The following is a 15155-nucleotide window of genomic DNA, read 5'->3' as shown; positions in this document are numbered from 1 at the left end:
TTACTCGAGGTAGTCGCGCAGCGACTGCGAGCGTGACGGGTGGCGCAACTTCGCCATGGTCTTCGACTCGATCTGGCGGATCCGCTCGCGGGTCACGCCGAAGGTGTCGCCGATCTGGTCGAGCGTCTTCGGCATGCCGTCGCCGAGGCCGAAGCGCATCCGGATCACGCCGGCCTCGCGCTCGGACAGGGAGTCGAGGAGGCTCTCGAGCTGCTTCTGGAGCATCGTGAAGCCCACGGCATCCGCCGGCACGACGGCCTCGGTGTCCTCGATGAGGTCACCGAACTCGCTGTCGCCGTCCTCACCGAGCGGCGTGTGGAGGGAGATCGGCTCGCGGCCGTACTTCTGCACCTCGACGACCTTCTCGGGCGTCATGTCGAGCTCGCGGGAGAGCTCCTCGGGGGTGGGCTCGCGGCCCAGGTCCTGCAGCATCTGCCGCTGCACGCGGGCGAGCTTGTTGATGACCTCGACCATGTGCACCGGGATGCGGATGGTGCGGGCCTGGTCCGCCATGGCGCGGGTGATGGCCTGCCGGATCCACCAGGTGGCGTAGGTGGAGAACTTGAAGCCCTTCGTGTAGTCGAACTTCTCGACCGCACGGATCAGGCCCAGGTTGCCCTCCTGGATCAGGTCCAGGAACTGCATGCCGCGGCCGGTGTAGCGCTTCGCCAGCGACACCACGAGGCGCAGGTTGGCGCCGAGCAGGTGGCTCTTCGCGCGCTGCCCGTCACGGGCGACCCACTTCAGCTCCCGCTCGAGCTCCTTGCTGAGCTTGCCCGCCTCGGTCTGCAGCTTCTCCTCCGCGAAGAGGCCCGCCTCGATCCGCATGGCGAGCTCGACCTCCTCAGCGGCGTTCAGCAGCGCGACCTTGCCGATCTGCTTCAGGTAGTCCTTCACCGGATCGGCGGTGGCACCCGTGATCGCGGTCGAGTAGACGGGGACCTCGTCCTCGTCGGACATCGAGAGCACGAGGGCGCCGGTGGGCAGCGGCGCGTCGGCCTCGCTCGCGGCGTCGTCGGTCGACTCCTCCTCCGCGACGACGGCGGCCTCCTCGGGGGCGGCCTCCTCGTCCGGCGTGTCGGTCTCCTCGACGACGACGGCGTCGTCGGTCGAGTCGTCGGCGTCGGCCTCGAGCACCTCGGGGGCGTCGAGCTCGGCCTCCTCGTCGTCGCCCTCGGCGTCGTCGGTGGCCGGCTTGGTACGGGCTGCAGGCTTGGTCTTGGCGGCCGCCGGCTTCTTCGGCGCGGCCGGCTTGCGGGTGCGCGGCTTGGCCGGCGCGACGGCCTCGGCGGCGTCGGGCTCGGCGAGAGCGGTGGTCTGAACGGTCATGAAGCCCCCAACTGGCTGTGGCGACGGGATCGGATCGGGTGGCCGGTCCGTCGGATGAAGGTGCCGCGGGTGCCCGGACACGCTGGTACCGGGACCGCTACGACGTTGCGCTCGGACCGCGACCCCTCGCTGTTCTCAACGCGGCTCCGGCGCTCGTATTCCAGCGACCGACCGCGGCAGGTGCGGCGCTTCCTACAATTGTACACGGCGTAGCGGCGTGTCGGCCTACCGTCGGGCGCTGCGGCGACGCACCGAGTCCCCGATCGCCGCCCAGACGGGCCCGACGGCGACGCCCTCGGTCTCCAGCAGCACCCGCCGGGTGCGCCGGCGGGCCGCGAACAGCAGCACGAGCCCCGCGCCGATGACGAGGTACTGCACGGAGAACGCGCCCCGGAAGGCCGCCAGCGAGTAGAGCGGGGCGCCCGACAGCGAGTGCTCCGCGTCGAGGATCACGCCGATGAGGAACATCATCGTGAAGCTGGCGGTGAAGCCGCCGACGTTCACGACGCCGCTCGCGCCGCCGAGGCTGGTGGCCGGGTTGAAGGTGCGCGCGTAGTCGAACCCGATCTGCGACGCGGGGCCGCCGGTGCCGAGGGCGATGACGAGCAGCACGAGCAGCCAGAGCGGCGGGACGCCGGGCCAGAGCAGCACGGCGGTCCAGGCGATGCCGATCCCCGTGACGATGCCGATCACGAGGTTGGAGCGGCGGAGCGGATGCCGGGCGGTCAGCGCGCCGAGGGTCGGGCCGACGAGGAAGCCGGCGAGCACCTGCACGCTGAGCAGCAGCGCGGCGACGGTCGGGTCGAGGCCCGCCGCGGCGACGAGGAACGGGTAGCCCCAGAACAGCGCGAAGACGACGCCGCTCGACTGCGTGACGAAGTGCGACCAGAAGCCGAGGCGGGTGCCGGGCCGGCCGACGGATGCGCGCAGCGCTCCGAGCACCGTGCGCAGGTCGGGCCGGGGTGCGGCGATCCGCTCGGGTCCGTTGCGCACGAGCAGCAGGATCACGACGAGGGCGACGCCCGAGAGGCCGGCGGCGGACAGGAAGCCGGGCGTCCATCCGGCCGCGTGCAGCAGGGCCGCGAACGGGAGCGCCGACAGCACCTGGCCGAGCTGCCCGAGGTTGCCGAGCCACTGGTTCATCACCGGCACGCGGCGGGCGACGAACCAGGCGGCGATCAGCCGGAGCACGGAGACGAAGGTGGTGGCGTCCCCCGCCCCCACGAGCATCCGTCCCGCGACCGCGACCGGCAGGGTGGCCGAGAGGGCGACGAGCACCTGGCCGGCGATCATCAGCACCGCCCCGGCGGCCAGCACCCGCTTCGGCCCGTACCGGTCGACGAGCACGCCGACCGGCACCTGCAGCACCGCGTAGACGACGAGCTGCAGCACGCCGAGCGTCGACAGCGCGGCGGCGGACGCGCCGAAGCGGTCCGCGGCCGCGACCCCCGCGACGCCGAGGGAGCTGCGCTGCGTGACGGCGCAGAGGTACGCGACGGTCCCGCCGGCGAAGACCAGGCGGGCGGCGCGGGCGGTGGTGGTGCCGCTCACGCCTCGTCGTCGGACTGGCGCCGGATGGCCAGGAACTTCTCGAGCTCGGCCGCGAGCTCGTCGGCGCTCGGCACCTCGCCCTCGTCGTCGGTCAGCGGCGAGCGCAGCGGGTTGCCCTCCATGTACGTGTCGTGGCGCTGCTCGAGCGCGCGGACGAGCTGGCCGAGCTCGTCGTTCGCCGCCACCTGCTCGTCGACGCGGGCGAGGAAGTCGCGCGACTGCTCCTTCAGCTGGTCGGTCGGGAACAGCAGGCCCGTGGCCGCGGAGACGACCTCGAGCGTCTTGACCGCCGCGGCGGGCAGCTCGGTGTCGGCGAGGTAGTGCGGCACGAGCAGCACGAACTCGGCGACGGCCCTGCCCTGCTCCGCGAGGCGGAACTCGAGCAGGTGGAGCACGTTCGAGGGGACCCGGGTGCTCGGCCGCCACACGCTCATCGCCTCGATGAGCTCGGGCCGGTTGCCGCCGACGGTGACCTGGATCGGCCGGGTGTGGGGCACGGGCATCGGGATGCTGTGCACCCAGGTGACGTCGGCGACGCCGAACCGGTCCATCAGGCCGAGGACGGCGCGGGTGAAGCGCTCCCACTGGAAGTCCGGCTCGTAGCCGGTGAGCAGCAGGAACGGCCGGCCGATCTCGTCGCGGCCCTGCGAGAGCACGAGCTTCGAGGGCGTGTAGGACGTGAGGTGGTCCTGCTCGAAGGCGATGATCGGGCGGCGGGCGCGGTAGTCGAGCAGCTCGTCGGCGTCGAAGACGGCCACCGGGACCAGGTCGACGGTGGCCGCGAAGTAGTCGGCGAGCTGCTGCACCGCGCCGCCCGCATCCGCGAAGCCGGTGAGCCCCGCGACGAGCGGGAGGCCCTGCGGCACGTCGGCGGCGGCGGCGGTGAGCGCGTACAGATCCTCGGGCTCACGCATCCCTCCAGCGTACCGGCGCGGGCTCCTGCGGCCGGTCGAGGGGACGGCGGCGGGCGACGCGCCCAGCGGCCCGCCCGCCGGCGCTGCATACCATTCGCTCATGCCGATCCCGTCCCTCACGCTCACTGCCGACTCCCCCGCCGACCTCGACGCCGACGTGCTCGTGCTCGCCGTCCGCGGCGGTGACGGCACGCCGGAGCTCGTGCTGCCGGAGGGCGCGGACGCCGCGGCCCTCGGCCTCGACGGGCTCGACCTCGCCGCGCTGGGCGCCGGCGGTTCGGCGGGCGACCTGGTCCGCATCCCCGCGCCCCGGGCGGTCGCCGCGCGGACGCTCGCGCTCGTCGGGCTGGGCGGCACGGGCCCGGACGCGCTCCGGGGCGCCGCCGCGGTGGCGGTGCGCCGCCTCGCCGGCACCGCGCACGTGGCCCTCGCGCTGCCTGCGGCGGATCCGGACGACGTCGCCGCGGTGCTCGAGGGCGCCGCGCTCGGCGCCTACGCCTTCACCGCCTACCGCCACGCGACGCTCGCAAAGCAGAAGGACCCCGTCGAGCGGGTGACCGTGGTCGGTCCCGCGGACGACGAGGCGGTGGAGCGCGCACGGACGCTGGCGGAAGCGGTGGCGCTCGTGAAGGACCTCGTGAACACCCCGCCGAACGACCTGCACCCCGCCGAGCTGGCCGACCGAGCGGTCGCCGCCGTCGAGGGCACCGGGATCGAGTCGCGCGTCTGGGACGAGGCCGCCCTCGAGGCCGACGGCTTCGGCGGCATCCTCGGCGTCGGCGCCGGCTCGGTGCGGCCGCCGCGGCTCGTCCGGCTCGCCTGGGCGCCGGCGGGCGCGGAGCGCACGATCGCGCTGGTGGGCAAGGGCATCACGTTCGACTCCGGGGGCCTCTCGCTGAAGCCGGGCCCGTCGATGGTCGGCATGAAGTACGACATGACCGGCGCCGCGACCGTGCTCGCCGTCGTGCTCGCGGCGGCCCGGCTGGAGCTGCCCGTCGGCGTGACCGCCTGGCTCTGCATCGCCGAGAACATGCCGTCGGGCAGCGCCATCCGCCCGAACGACGTGCTGCGCATCCGTGGCGGCCGCACCGTCGAGGTGCTGAACACGGATGCGGAGGGCCGGCTCGTGCTCGCGGACGGCCTCGTCGCGGCCGGCGAGGAGCATCCGGACGCCATCGTGGACGTCGCGACGCTGACCGGCGCGATCATCACCGCGCTCGGCAACCGAACCGTGGGCCTGATGGGCGAGGGACCGCTCGTCGCCCGCACGGAGGCCGCGGCGAAGCGTGCCGGCGAGCTCCTCTGGCACCTCCCGCTGCCCGAGGAGCTGCGGCCCCTGCTGAACTCCGACGTCGCCGACATCGCGAACGTGAAGATCGGCAGCCCGGCCGGCGGGGCGCTCATCGCCGGCCACTTCCTCCGCGAGTTCGTGCCGGAGGCGGAGGGCGGCGGCAAGGTGCCGTGGGTGCACCTCGACATCGCCGGTGCCTCCAACAACGGCGGGAGCGCGTACGGGGCCGTCGGATCGGGTCCGACCGGCGTCATGGTGGCGACCTTGCTCGCCCTCGTCGAGGACCTCGCCGAGGCGGCGCTCTGAGAGCCCGCCGACAGGCTCGCGACCCGGCCAGGGGGTAGGGTCGATCCGGCGGTTCGGCCCCCTCCACGGGGTGCCGTGGGGGTGCTCGCCTCCCCCTGGCCGCCGTCCCGCACACGGGAAGCCAGCGCTCAAGAACGGATGTGCAGCCAAGTGCCCGATCAGTCCTTCGACCTCGTGATCCTCGGTGGGGGCAGCGGCGGATACGCCGCAGCACTCCGGGCCTCGGAACTCGGCATGTCGGTCGGGATGATCGAGAAGGACAAGGTCGGCGGCACCTGCCTCCACCGCGGCTGCATCCCGACGAAGGCCCTCCTGCACGCGGCCGAGGTCGCCGACGCGTCCCGCGACTCGGAGAACTTCGGCATCCGCTCGACGCTCGAGGGCGTCGACGTCCCGAAGGTCACCGAGTACCGCACGGGGATCGTCGCGAAGAAGTACCGCGGCCTGCAGTCGCTGCTGAAGGCGCGCGGCGTCACCACGATCGAGGGGGCGGGCCGCCTCACCTCGGCCACCACCGTGCAGGTCGGCGACTCCACGATCACCGGCAAGAACGTGATCCTCGCAACCGGCTCCTACTCGCGCAGCCTGCCGGGACTCGAGCTCGGCGGCCGCGTCATCGACTCCGAGAAGGCGCTCGCGCTCGACCACGTCCCGAAGAAGGTCGCGGTGCTCGGCGGCGGCGTCATCGGCGTCGAGTTCGCGAGCGTCTGGAAGTCGTTCGGTGCCGACGTCGTGATCATCGAGGCGCTCCCCCACCTCGTGCCGAACGAGGAGGAGGTGCTGAGCAAGGCGCTCGAGCGCGCCTACCGCCGCCGCGGCATCGAGTACAAGCTCGGCATCCGCTTCTCCGGGGTCACGCAGGACGACTCCGGCGTCGTCGTCACGCTGGAGAACGGCGAGAAGATCGAGGCCGACCTGCTGCTCGTCGCCGTCGGCCGCGGCCCGGTGACCGCGAACCTCGGCTTCGAGGAGGCGGGCGTCACGCTCGACCGCGGCTTCGTGAACACGAACGACCGCCTCGAGACGAGCCTGAAGGGCGTCTACGCCGTCGGCGACATCGTCTTCGGCCTGCAGCTCGCGCACCGCAGCTTCCAGCAGGGCATCTTCGTGGCCGAGGAGATCGCGGGCCTCAACCCGGCGATCGTCAGCGACGTGAACGTGCCCCGCATCACGTACAGCGACCCCGAGGTCGCCTCCGTCGGCCTCACCGAGGCGAAGGCGGTCGAGCAGTTCGGCCGTGACGAGGTCATCGCCTACGACTTCAGCCTCGCCGGCAACGCCCGCAGCGAGATCATCGGCACGACCGGGTCGATCAAGGTGGTGCGCCGCAAGGACGGCCCCGTGGTCGGCGTGCACGCCATCGGCGCCCGCGTCGGCGAGCTGATCGGTGAGGCGCAGCTCGTCGTGAACTGGGAGGCCTACCCGGAGGACATCGCGCCCTTCATCCACGGCCACCCGACGCAGTACGAGGCCCTGGGCGAGGCCTTCCTCGCCCTCGCCGGCAAGCCCCTGCACGCGCTCTGACCGCGCGACGGCGCGCGGCGACCACTGCGGCACTTCTCGCCGCCTGAGATGAGGAACAACCGATGAGTGAGTCCGTCACCCTTCCGGCGCTCGGCGAGAGCGTCACCGAGGGCACCGTCACCCGCTGGCTGAAGCAGGTCGGCGACCAGGTCGAGGTGGACGAGCCCCTCCTCGAGGTGTCGACCGACAAGGTGGACACCGAGATCCCGTCGCCGGTCGCCGGCGTCGTGGAGGAGATCCTCGTCCAGGAGGACGAGACCGTCGAGGTCGGCACCGCCCTCGTGCGGATCGGGGACGGATCCGGATCGGGCGACGCGCCCGCCCAGGCGGCCCCCGAGCCCGAGGAGGCCGAGCCGGCCCCCGTGCAGTCGTCGCCGGAGCCCGCCCCGCGCCAGGTCCAGCAGGACGAGCCGGAGGAGGACGCCGAGGCCGGCGCCTCCTACGCCGAGGCCGGCGCCTCCTACGCCGAGCCGGCGCCCGAGCAGGAGATGGCGCAGCCGCAGCAGGCCGCCCAGCCGCAGCAGGCCGCCCAGCCGCAGCAGGCCGCCCAGCCGCAGCAGGCCGAGCAGCCGCCGCTCGCCGAGGAGGCCACGAACTCCGTCGAGACGGAGGTCGGCCGCGACAGCGGTCCCGCCGCCGCTCCGACCACGCCCCCGACCCCCGCGCAGCCCGCGCCGGTGCAGAGCACCGCGTCGCCGTCGCAGCCGGCCGAGCAGCAGGCCGCTGCGGCGCCGCAGCAGCAGCCCGCTGCTCCGGCTCACCAGGGCGGCGGCGCGCACGCCGCCGCGCCCTACGTCACGCCGATCGTCCGCAAGCTCGCCCACGACCGCGGCGTCGACCTCGCCTCGATCAGCGGGTCGGGCGTCGGCGGCCGCATCCGCAAGGAGGACGTGCTCGCCGCTGCAGAGGCCAAGCCGCAGGCCGCCGCGCCCGCCGCAGCCGCTCCGCGCGAGAAGGCGCAGCCGTCGGCGCTCCGCGGCACGACCGTGAAGATGTCGCGGCTCCGCAAGGTCGTCGCCGAGCGCGCCGTCGTGTCGATGCAGTCGACCGCCCAGCTCACGACCGTGGTCGAGGCGGACGTGACCGCCGTCGCGAACCTCCGCGACCGGGTCAAGGGCGAGTTCCAGTCGAAGACCGGGCAGAAGCTGTCCTTCCTGCCGTTCTTCGCGCTCGCCGCCGTGGAGGCGCTGCAGCAGTACCCGATCATCAACGCGACCGTGGACGGCGACTCGATCGTCTACCCCGACACCGAGAACCTCAGCATCGCCGTCGACACCGAGCGCGGCCTGCTCACGCCGGTCGTCCGCAACGCCGGCGCCCTCTCGATCGCGGAGCTGGCCGGCCAGATCGCCGACCTCGCCGCCCGCACCCGCGAGAACAAGCTGAAGCCCGACGAGCTCGCCGGCGGCACGTTCACGCTCACGAACACCGGATCGCGCGGGGCGCTCTTCGACACCCCGCTGGTCTTCCTGCCGCAGGTCGCGATCCTCGGCACCGGGACCGTGCAGCGGGTGCCGCGGATCGTGAAGACGGCGGACGGCGGCGAGTCGATCGCGATCCGCTCGTCGGTGTACCTCGCGCTCAGCTACGACCACCGCATCGTGGACGGGGCGGACGCCGCCCGGTTCCTCACCGCGGTGCGCCAGCGGCTCGAGGAGGGCGACTTCACGGACGCGCTCGGCATCTGAGCACCCGCCCGCGAGGGGGCGAGCACGTCCCGGAGGCGCCAGCCGCCGGGGCCGTGCAGCTCGAGCACCGTGCACGGCCCGACCACCAGCACGGCGGTGGCCCCGCTGCTCCGCAGGAGCTCGGGGGTCACCGCGGGCGGCAGCACCGCGTCGACGCCGGCCGCCAGCGCGGCACGGTCGAGCGCGTCGACGGGTGAGCCCGGATCGTCGGTGGCGCCGAGGCAGGCCGACGTCCCGGCGGCGAGGCACCGGGCTCGCGCCGCGAGCAGGACGGTCGCGGCCCGAACCGGGTCGGTCGGACCCGCGGTCGGCGGAGCCGCCGGGCTCGGGGGCGAACTCGGGCTCGCGCTCCGGGCCGCGCTCGCTCTCGAGGTCGGCGACGGCCGGGCCGGTGGAACCGTGACGTGCGGCACCCGGGTGGTCTCCGGCCGGGCGCGCGCCGACGTGTCGTGACCCGGCAGCAGCACGACCGCAGCGGCGAGTGCGATGAGGGCCGCGGCGGCCGCGACCCACACCCGCCGCCGCACCCCTGCTGCGGCGCTGCCCAGCCGGGCCGCACCAGCACGGACGGACCGGCGCACTGTGTCGAGGTCGACCCGACCTCGCCCCGCCTGCTCGGCTGCCGGCTGCGTGGCCACCAGCCGTGCCGGCGTTCCGCTCGTCGCGGACGGCGAGGCGGCGCGGTGGAGCGCCACCGGCCTCGGCTCCGCGAGATCGAACAGCCGGTCGATCCCGGCACCGCCCGGGTCCTGCTCCAGCGCCGCGACGAGCGCGTCGGGCACCGGTGGCGGCAGCAGCCGACCGGCGAGCACGGCGAGCGCGTGCCGGTCGGCGGCCATGCCCACGCCGTCCGGGCCCGGCCTCGTCGCGGTCCTCGGGAGCAGCAGCACCGGCGATCCGGCGTCGGTGAGCGCGACGGCGGCCGCCCCGATCGCGCCGTGCACCACGCCCGCCGCCTGGAGCTCCGCCACCGCAGCGGCGAGCGGGACGAGCACCGTCACGGCCTCGCTCGCGTCGAGCGCCCGCGCGCCGACGAGATCCGGCAACGCGTACGGCACGTCCGCCAGCACCGCGACGAGGTCCCCGTTCGGCGCCGTGCCGAGATCGACCACCCGCTGCAGGTGGTCCCCGGCGACGCTCGACCACGCCGCGATCGCGGTCTCCCCCGAGGCGTCCCCGTCCCTGATGCGCACCAGCCGCAGCCGGGTGCCGTCCGCGGCGGTCGCGAGCGCGTCGTCCTCCCCCATCCGCCGGTCGATCCGGTGGCCCACGAGCGTCTCGGTCACGCGCCGATGCTGGCCGAGGCACGCGCCCCGCCGGTGCGGCCGTGCGCGCGACCGGCCCTCGAGATGGGCCCGCCCGCCTGGGGAGGAGTCGTTACCATGAGGACATGGCGCGAGCAACCGCCGGCACGGCCAAAGAGCCCGGCCGCGTGAAGCAGTTCTGGCAGATCTTCCAGATGACCCGGAAGGCGGATCCGGCCGCTCAGTGGTGGATGCTCGGCGCCTTCCTGCTCGCCGTCGCGGTGGGTGTCGCGCTCGGCATCGCCTTCGCGGCAGGCAACGTCTTCACCATCGTCGTCTGGACGCTGCTCGGCATCGTCAGCGGGACGCTCGCCGCGATGATCATCATGAACCGTCGCGCCGAGCGGGCCGCGTACGCGCAGCTCGAGGGGCAGCCCGGCGCCGTGGGCGCGGTGCTGCGCAGCTCGCTGCGCCGCGGCTGGCGCGGCAGCGAGGTGCCGGTGGCCGTGAACGGCCGCACGAAGGACGCGGTCTACCGGGTCGTCGGGCGTCCCGGCGTGACCCTCATCGTCGAGGGCCCGAAGGCGCGCACGCAGCGCCTCACCGACGAGGAGCGACGCAAGGTCACCCGCGTCGCGCCGAACGTGCCCGTGACCGTGCTCCACGTCGGGCACGACGAGGGCTCCATCCGCCTCAACCAGATCAGCCGGCGCCTGACACGCCTGAAGCCGAAGCTGACCCGCGCCGAGGTGCTCGCGGTGAGCAACCGGCTCGAGTCGCTCGGCACGGGCCTCCCGGTCCCGAAGGGCATCGACCCCACGAGGATCCGCGCCGTGCGCAGATGAGCGCCGGGCCGCGGCCCATGACCCGGGCGGAGGCGGCGGCGCTGCTCGGCGTGCCTCCCGAGACGACGGGCCAGGAGGCGCAGCGCGCGTTCCTGCGCGCGGCCCGCTTCGTGCATCCGGACGTGCTCCCCCAGGCGGGCGAGGACGAGCGGCGTGCGGCGGCCGCGAGGTTCGACGCCCTCGTGCAGGCGCGGACGGCGCTGCTCGAGCCGCCGTTCGCCCCGGCGGACGGTCCGACCCGACCATCCGTCCGGCGGGTGCACATCGTGCCGCGGCAGGACCGCGGCCTCGCGAACTCGCTCGTGCTCATCGCGCTGCTGTCGTTCCTGATCGTGGCGCTCGTGACCCTCGACAGCGCCCTGCGCAGCGGCTCCGCCGCCGGATCCGCCGACGGCGCCCCCATCGTCTCCAGCCCGACTCCCTGATTCGGTTTACCCGCCCGAAACAGGGCGGTCACGAAGGCGAAACGGCCTCCCCCGTAGGGTTGGCGCGACCGCCACCGCGGTCCCACGAGCAGCAGGTTCAGGAGAGATTCGCCGAATGCCGACACCCCGATTCACCGACTCGTCCGAGGTCATCAAGTTCATCAAGGACACGGACGTCAAGTTCCTCGACATCCGGTTCACCGACCTGCCGGGCGTGCAGCAGCACTTCAACATCCCGGCAGCCACTGTCGACGAGGACTTCTTCTCGGTCGGCCAGCTGTTCGACGGCTCGTCGATCCGCGGTTTCGCGAACATCCACGAGTCGGACATGCAGCTCATCCCCGACGTGTCGACGGCGTACGTCGACCCGTTCCGGGTGGAGCGCACGCTGATCATGGTGTTCGACATCTACAACCCGCGCAACGGCGAGATCTATGCGAAGGACCCGCGCCAGATCGCGCACAAGGCCGAGAAGTACATCGCCTCGACCGGAATCGCGGACACCGCGTTCTTCGCTCCCGAGGCGGAGTTCTACATCTTCGACGACGTCCGGTACGAGGTCGCCCAGGGCTCGAGCTTCTACAAGGTCGACTCCTCCGAGGCGGCCTGGAACTCCGGCCGCGAGGAGGTCGGGGGCAACCTCGGCAACAAGACGCCCTACAAGGGCGGCTACTTCCCGGTGAGCCCGGTCGACCAGCACGCGGACCTCCGCGACGACATCGTGCTGAAGCTGATCGAGGCCGGCCTCGAGGTCGAGCGCTCCCACCACGAGGTGGGCACCGCCGGCCAGGGCGAGATCAACTACAAGTTCGACACGCTCGTGCACGCGGCCGACGACATCCTGAAGTTCAAGTACATCGTCAAGAACACCGCCAAGCAGTGGGGCAAGGCGGCGACCTTCATGCCGAAGCCGCTGTTCGGCGACAACGGCTCGGGCATGCACACGCACCAGTCGCTCTGGAACGACGGCAAGCCGCTGTTCTACGACGAGGCCGGCTACGGCGGCCTCTCGGACCTCGCGCGCTGGTACATCGGCGGCATCCTGAAGCACGCCCCGTCGCTGCTCGCGTTCACGAACCCGACGACGAACAGCTACCACCGGCTCGTGCCCGGCTACGAGGCGCCGGTCAACCTGGTCTACTCGGCGGGCAACCGCTCGGCCGCGATCCGCGTGCCGATCACCGGGACCAACCCGAAGGCGAAGCGGATCGAGTTCCGCGCGCCCGACGCGTCCGGCAACCCGTACCTCGCGTTCGCCGCGCAGCTGATGGCCGGCATCGACGGAATCCAGAACCGGATCGAGCCGCACGAGCCGGTCGACAAGGACCTCTACGAGCTGCCGCCCGACGAGGCGCGCCTCATCCCGCAGGTGCCGGGCTCGCTCGACGCGGTGCTCGACGCCCTCGAAGTCGACCACGACTACCTCACCGCGGGGAACGTGTTCACGACCGAGGTCATCGAGACCTGGATCGACTACAAGCGCGAGAAGGAGATCAAGCCGCTCGCCGCGCGCCCGCACCCCTTCGAGTACGAGCTCTACTTCGGGGTGTAGCCAAATCACTGGGCAGAACGGGCGCTAGTCCGCAGAAAGTCCGCACGAGCAGCCAGAACGTCCGCGACAGCTGCTCGTGCGGACTCCTCTTTGTCCGGCCACAGGTGCGTGTACGTGTCCAGCGTCGTCTTCGCCGACGAGTGCCGCAGCCGCGTCTGCACGACCTTCACGTCGAGGCCCTTCGAGATCAGCAGGCTCGCGAAGTAGTGCCGTAGGTCGTGGATGCGGAACCCCTCCGGCAGGCCCTCCACCGTCGCCCGCGCCCGCCGGAACGCCTCCTCGAGGGTGTACGGCGCGATCGGCCGCCCGATCACCCCGACCACGATCGTCGGGCTTCCCCACTGCACCGGGTTCCGGTTCAGCTCGACCGCGAGCTCGAGCGGGATCGGGATCGGCGTCCGCGACATCTCCGTCTTCAGCTCCGCGTTCGGGTACTGCACCGCCGGCTTGATCACGCCCCGCATGAAATCGACGTCGGAGGTGCGGAGCGCGACGATCTCCGCCACTCGCAGACCGGCGAAGGCGCCGAGCAGGATCGCCGGCCGCATCGGCTCCGGCATCGCGTCGTAGAGCGCCCACACCTGCTCCGTCGTCGCCACATAGGGGCGCTGCTTCGCCGCGCCGGGGGACGTGCGCCTGGACACCGGCGACCGGGGCACAAGGCCGTCGTGCACCGCGTCGGCGAAGATGTGGCCGAGGCGCGCATGGAGGGCGTAGATCGTCGAGTCCGCGAGGCCCTCGGACTTCAGCGCCATCATCCACTCCCGGACCTCGGACGGGCGCACCGCGGACAGCGGCCGGTCACCGAGTGCCAAGACGATGCGTCGCACGTGCACCCGGCCCTGCCGCACTGTCGATGGCCGCTTGAGCTCGTAGCCGCGCATCCACGTCTCGCACCAGTCCCGCACGGTCGTCCGCGCCGTCTTCGGGTCGACATAGGTGCCCGTCACCACCGCCGTCGTGACCTCGTCGAGCCAGCGCTGCGCATCGGCCTTCCGGGCGAAGTGCCGAGAGTGCTCCTTCCTCGCCTCGTCGCGGTATCGGGCCCGCCATACGCCGTCAGGACGCTTGTGAATGCTTGACATCGTGCCTCCGCTCCCCCACAAGCAAGGGCCCGCGCTCAAGCCAGTCGCTGAGCGGAACACGGGCGCCAGGCGGATCGACGACGGCCCCGCGTGACTTCGCCACCTTCACGGTGGAGCGGAAGAGCTCAGCCTCGCGCTCTGTCCGGAAGCCGCGCTTATCGATCTGCAAGTGATCGACCTTCCGATACCGGACCCGGAAGAGCCGGCCACTGCACGTCTCTTCCGGGTCGGCCGATCCCATCGTTCCTCCCTTATCCCGGTGAGGTGATCGTCCTGCTCCCCTCCGACATCCGTCTCCCCGCTCGCCCACCTCGTCGACTCAGCGCACTCGGTCAGTGTCTTCCATACCGTTTCGACGCTTCGCCCATCGCTCGTTTAGCCTCCCAGCCCCTTTCGAAGACCCGCCTGCCGCCTCCACTCCCCAATATCACTACTTTCTCCCCTAGGCACTCTCTCCCCTTTACCATTCCTTTTGTCTTGCCCTGTCTTGGTCTGCTTCCTGAATACGCAAACCACCCTCTCTCAAGGAACGCAGAGTGAGGGTGGTTCGCGTACGGCATCCGCCGAGGAAGCAGACCAAGACAGGGCAAGACGCCCAAACCCCCGTCGCCAGACCCGTCGCGTCCAACGACGGAGCTAACGACGGGGGTTTCGGTCCAGGCATAAAGTTCGCCTTACCCGGCGTTCGGGTGTCCTTGACAGGCTACGTAGCACGCCCTTGCCATGGTCCGATGTTCGTCCGACAGTCCCGGTGCCGCGGTCCGAGGAGCCGGTCGGAGTCTCATTACCCGTCGATCAAAACCCGCCCACAGGGTCGAGGTTTTGAGACGGGTTCTGAGAATCCCCCGGTCGCGATGCAGTTTTTCAAGCCGTTTCGCCCATCAAGCGCTCTAGGCGGTCCTCCGTCCGCCGATGCAGCCAGCACCACCGCTTCTCACTCAGACGATCCATTTCGAGAGGCGCCCACGGTTGTTTACAGAAGCCCTCGGCTCCCACCCCTTCTGGGGCGGTACCACTCGGGCCTAGTCCACTTGGATGAGGGCGTGGCAGCCGCGCGAGACGACGAGCCCGGCGAGCGAACCTCCGGACGACCTGAGCTCATTCGCGACTTCGCACGCGTCGACATCGCCGAGGCGCGACAGTGGGCGGCCCGCCAACTCGATGAGTCCCCCGGTTTCATGAAGCCGCTCCAACGGCAGCTGCACCTCTTCACATCAGGGTGGGCTGTCGCGAACCCCCTCTCCGCCCTCGGGCGTCCGCTCAATGACACTGGGGGCGTCCAGTCGGACACCTCGCGGTTCGAGCTGACGCAGGCGCTGCTCAGCGGCGCATCCTGGTCCGGCCTTGAGACAGTCATCGTCGAGAGCGAAGTCGAGAGCAAGAGCGATCCGTACGACTGGG

12 protein-coding genes are annotated in these 15155 nt (G+C 72.0%); 7 read left to right on the top strand and 5 right to left on the bottom strand.

Going from position 1 to position 15155, the window contains the following annotated elements:
• From VIG76_RS08915 to VIG76_RS08905, 3 genes are all read right to left on the bottom strand, one after another.
• Positions 1-1329: an RNA polymerase sigma factor gene (locus VIG76_RS08915; RefSeq protein ID WP_331953281.1), complete on the bottom strand. Its 1329-nt coding sequence runs from the start codon at positions 1327-1329 to the stop codon at positions 1-3.
• A 225-nt stretch (positions 1330-1554) separates the two neighbouring features.
• Complete coding sequence (locus VIG76_RS08910; protein ID WP_331953279.1) at positions 1555-2880, bottom strand: MFS transporter; 1326 nt, start codon at positions 2878-2880, stop codon at positions 1555-1557.
• Complete coding sequence (locus VIG76_RS08905) at positions 2877-3794, bottom strand: proteasome assembly chaperone family protein (protein ID WP_331953277.1); 918 nt, start codon at positions 3792-3794, stop codon at positions 2877-2879. Before VIG76_RS08905 ends, VIG76_RS08910 begins: the two co-directional genes overlap by 4 nt.
• A gap of 100 nt (positions 3795-3894) precedes the next feature.
• Between VIG76_RS08905 and VIG76_RS08900 the strand changes: the two genes are divergently transcribed.
• From VIG76_RS08900 to sucB, 3 genes are all read left to right on the top strand, one after another.
• Positions 3895-5391 carry a leucyl aminopeptidase gene (locus tag VIG76_RS08900; RefSeq protein ID WP_331953275.1) on the top strand — a complete coding sequence of 499 codons (1497 nt, stop codon included), beginning with the start codon at positions 3895-3897 and terminating at the stop codon, positions 5389-5391.
• A 150-nt stretch (positions 5392-5541) separates the two neighbouring features.
• Positions 5542-6915, top strand: a complete 1374-nt coding sequence (gene lpdA / locus VIG76_RS08895) for a dihydrolipoyl dehydrogenase (RefSeq protein WP_331953273.1) — start codon at positions 5542-5544, stop codon at positions 6913-6915.
• Positions 6916-6977: 62 nt separating this feature from the next.
• Entirely contained in the window at positions 6978-8603 is a 1626-nt protein-coding gene (gene sucB, locus VIG76_RS08890) for a 2-oxoglutarate dehydrogenase, E2 component, dihydrolipoamide succinyltransferase (protein WP_331953271.1), read from the top strand.
• On the opposite strand, the gene VIG76_RS08885 is transcribed toward sucB, so the two are convergent.
• Positions 8501-9889: a hypothetical protein gene (locus VIG76_RS08885; protein ID WP_331953269.1), complete on the bottom strand. Its 1389-nt coding sequence runs from the start codon at positions 9887-9889 to the stop codon at positions 8501-8503. The two genes, sucB and VIG76_RS08885, sit on opposite strands and share 103 nt — an antisense overlap.
• Positions 9890-9993: 104 nt before the next feature.
• Here VIG76_RS08885 and VIG76_RS08880 point away from each other — a divergent pair, with 104 nt between their 5' ends.
• The 3 genes from VIG76_RS08880 (at position 9994) to glnA (ending at position 12669) form a co-directional block, all read left to right on the top strand.
• Complete coding sequence (locus VIG76_RS08880) at positions 9994-10692, top strand: DUF4191 domain-containing protein (RefSeq protein WP_331953267.1); 699 nt, start codon at positions 9994-9996, stop codon at positions 10690-10692.
• Positions 10689-11117 (top strand): J domain-containing protein, encoded by a 429-nt coding sequence (locus VIG76_RS08875; protein WP_331953265.1) that lies wholly within the window; start codon positions 10689-10691, stop codon positions 11115-11117. Before VIG76_RS08880 ends, VIG76_RS08875 begins: the two co-directional genes overlap by 4 nt.
• A 115-nt stretch (positions 11118-11232) precedes the next feature.
• A complete protein-coding gene (gene glnA, locus VIG76_RS08870) occupies positions 11233-12669 on the top strand; it encodes a type I glutamate--ammonia ligase (protein ID WP_331953263.1) in 1437 nt (478 codons plus the stop codon).
• Between the two features lie 5 nt (positions 12670-12674).
• On the opposite strand, the gene VIG76_RS08865 is transcribed toward glnA, so the two are convergent.
• A complete protein-coding gene (locus VIG76_RS08865; protein ID WP_331953261.1) occupies positions 12675-13754 on the bottom strand; it encodes a tyrosine-type recombinase/integrase in 1080 nt (359 codons plus the stop codon).
• 1043 nt (positions 13755-14797) lie between these two features.
• Here VIG76_RS08865 and VIG76_RS08860 point away from each other — a divergent pair.
• Positions 14798-15155, top strand: a 358-nt coding sequence (locus VIG76_RS08860) for a hypothetical protein (RefSeq protein ID WP_331953259.1), incomplete at its 3' end; no start/stop codon positions are given.

Origin of the sequence: Amnibacterium sp. (assembly GCF_036559085.1) — a bacterium.
Lineage (GTDB): Bacteria > Actinomycetota > Actinomycetes > Actinomycetales > Microbacteriaceae > Amnibacterium.
Note: the sequence above shows the minus strand (reverse complement) of the source record. Positions and strands in the feature narration are given on the sequence as shown.

Excerpts from the sequence above, each read along its gene's own strand:
- VIG76_RS08880 (WP_331953267.1), top strand. The coding sequence starts at position 9,994 with ATGGCGCGAGCAACCGCCGGCACGGCCAAAGAGCCCGGCCGCGTGAAG.
- VIG76_RS08915 (WP_331953281.1), bottom strand. The coding sequence starts at position 1,329 with ATGACCGTTCAGACCACCGCTCTCGCCGAGCCCGACGCCGCCGAGGCC.
- sucB (WP_331953271.1), top strand. The coding sequence starts at position 6,978 with ATGAGTGAGTCCGTCACCCTTCCGGCGCTCGGCGAGAGCGTCACCGAG.
- VIG76_RS08900 (WP_331953275.1), top strand. The coding sequence starts at position 3,895 with ATGCCGATCCCGTCCCTCACGCTCACTGCCGACTCCCCCGCCGACCTC.
- VIG76_RS08875 (WP_331953265.1), top strand. The coding sequence starts at position 10,689 with ATGAGCGCCGGGCCGCGGCCCATGACCCGGGCGGAGGCGGCGGCGCTG.
- VIG76_RS08865 (WP_331953261.1), bottom strand. The coding sequence starts at position 13,754 with ATGTCAAGCATTCACAAGCGTCCTGACGGCGTATGGCGGGCCCGATAC.
- glnA (WP_331953263.1), top strand. The coding sequence starts at position 11,233 with ATGCCGACACCCCGATTCACCGACTCGTCCGAGGTCATCAAGTTCATC.
- VIG76_RS08905 (WP_331953277.1), bottom strand. The coding sequence starts at position 3,794 with ATGCGTGAGCCCGAGGATCTGTACGCGCTCACCGCCGCCGCCGCCGAC.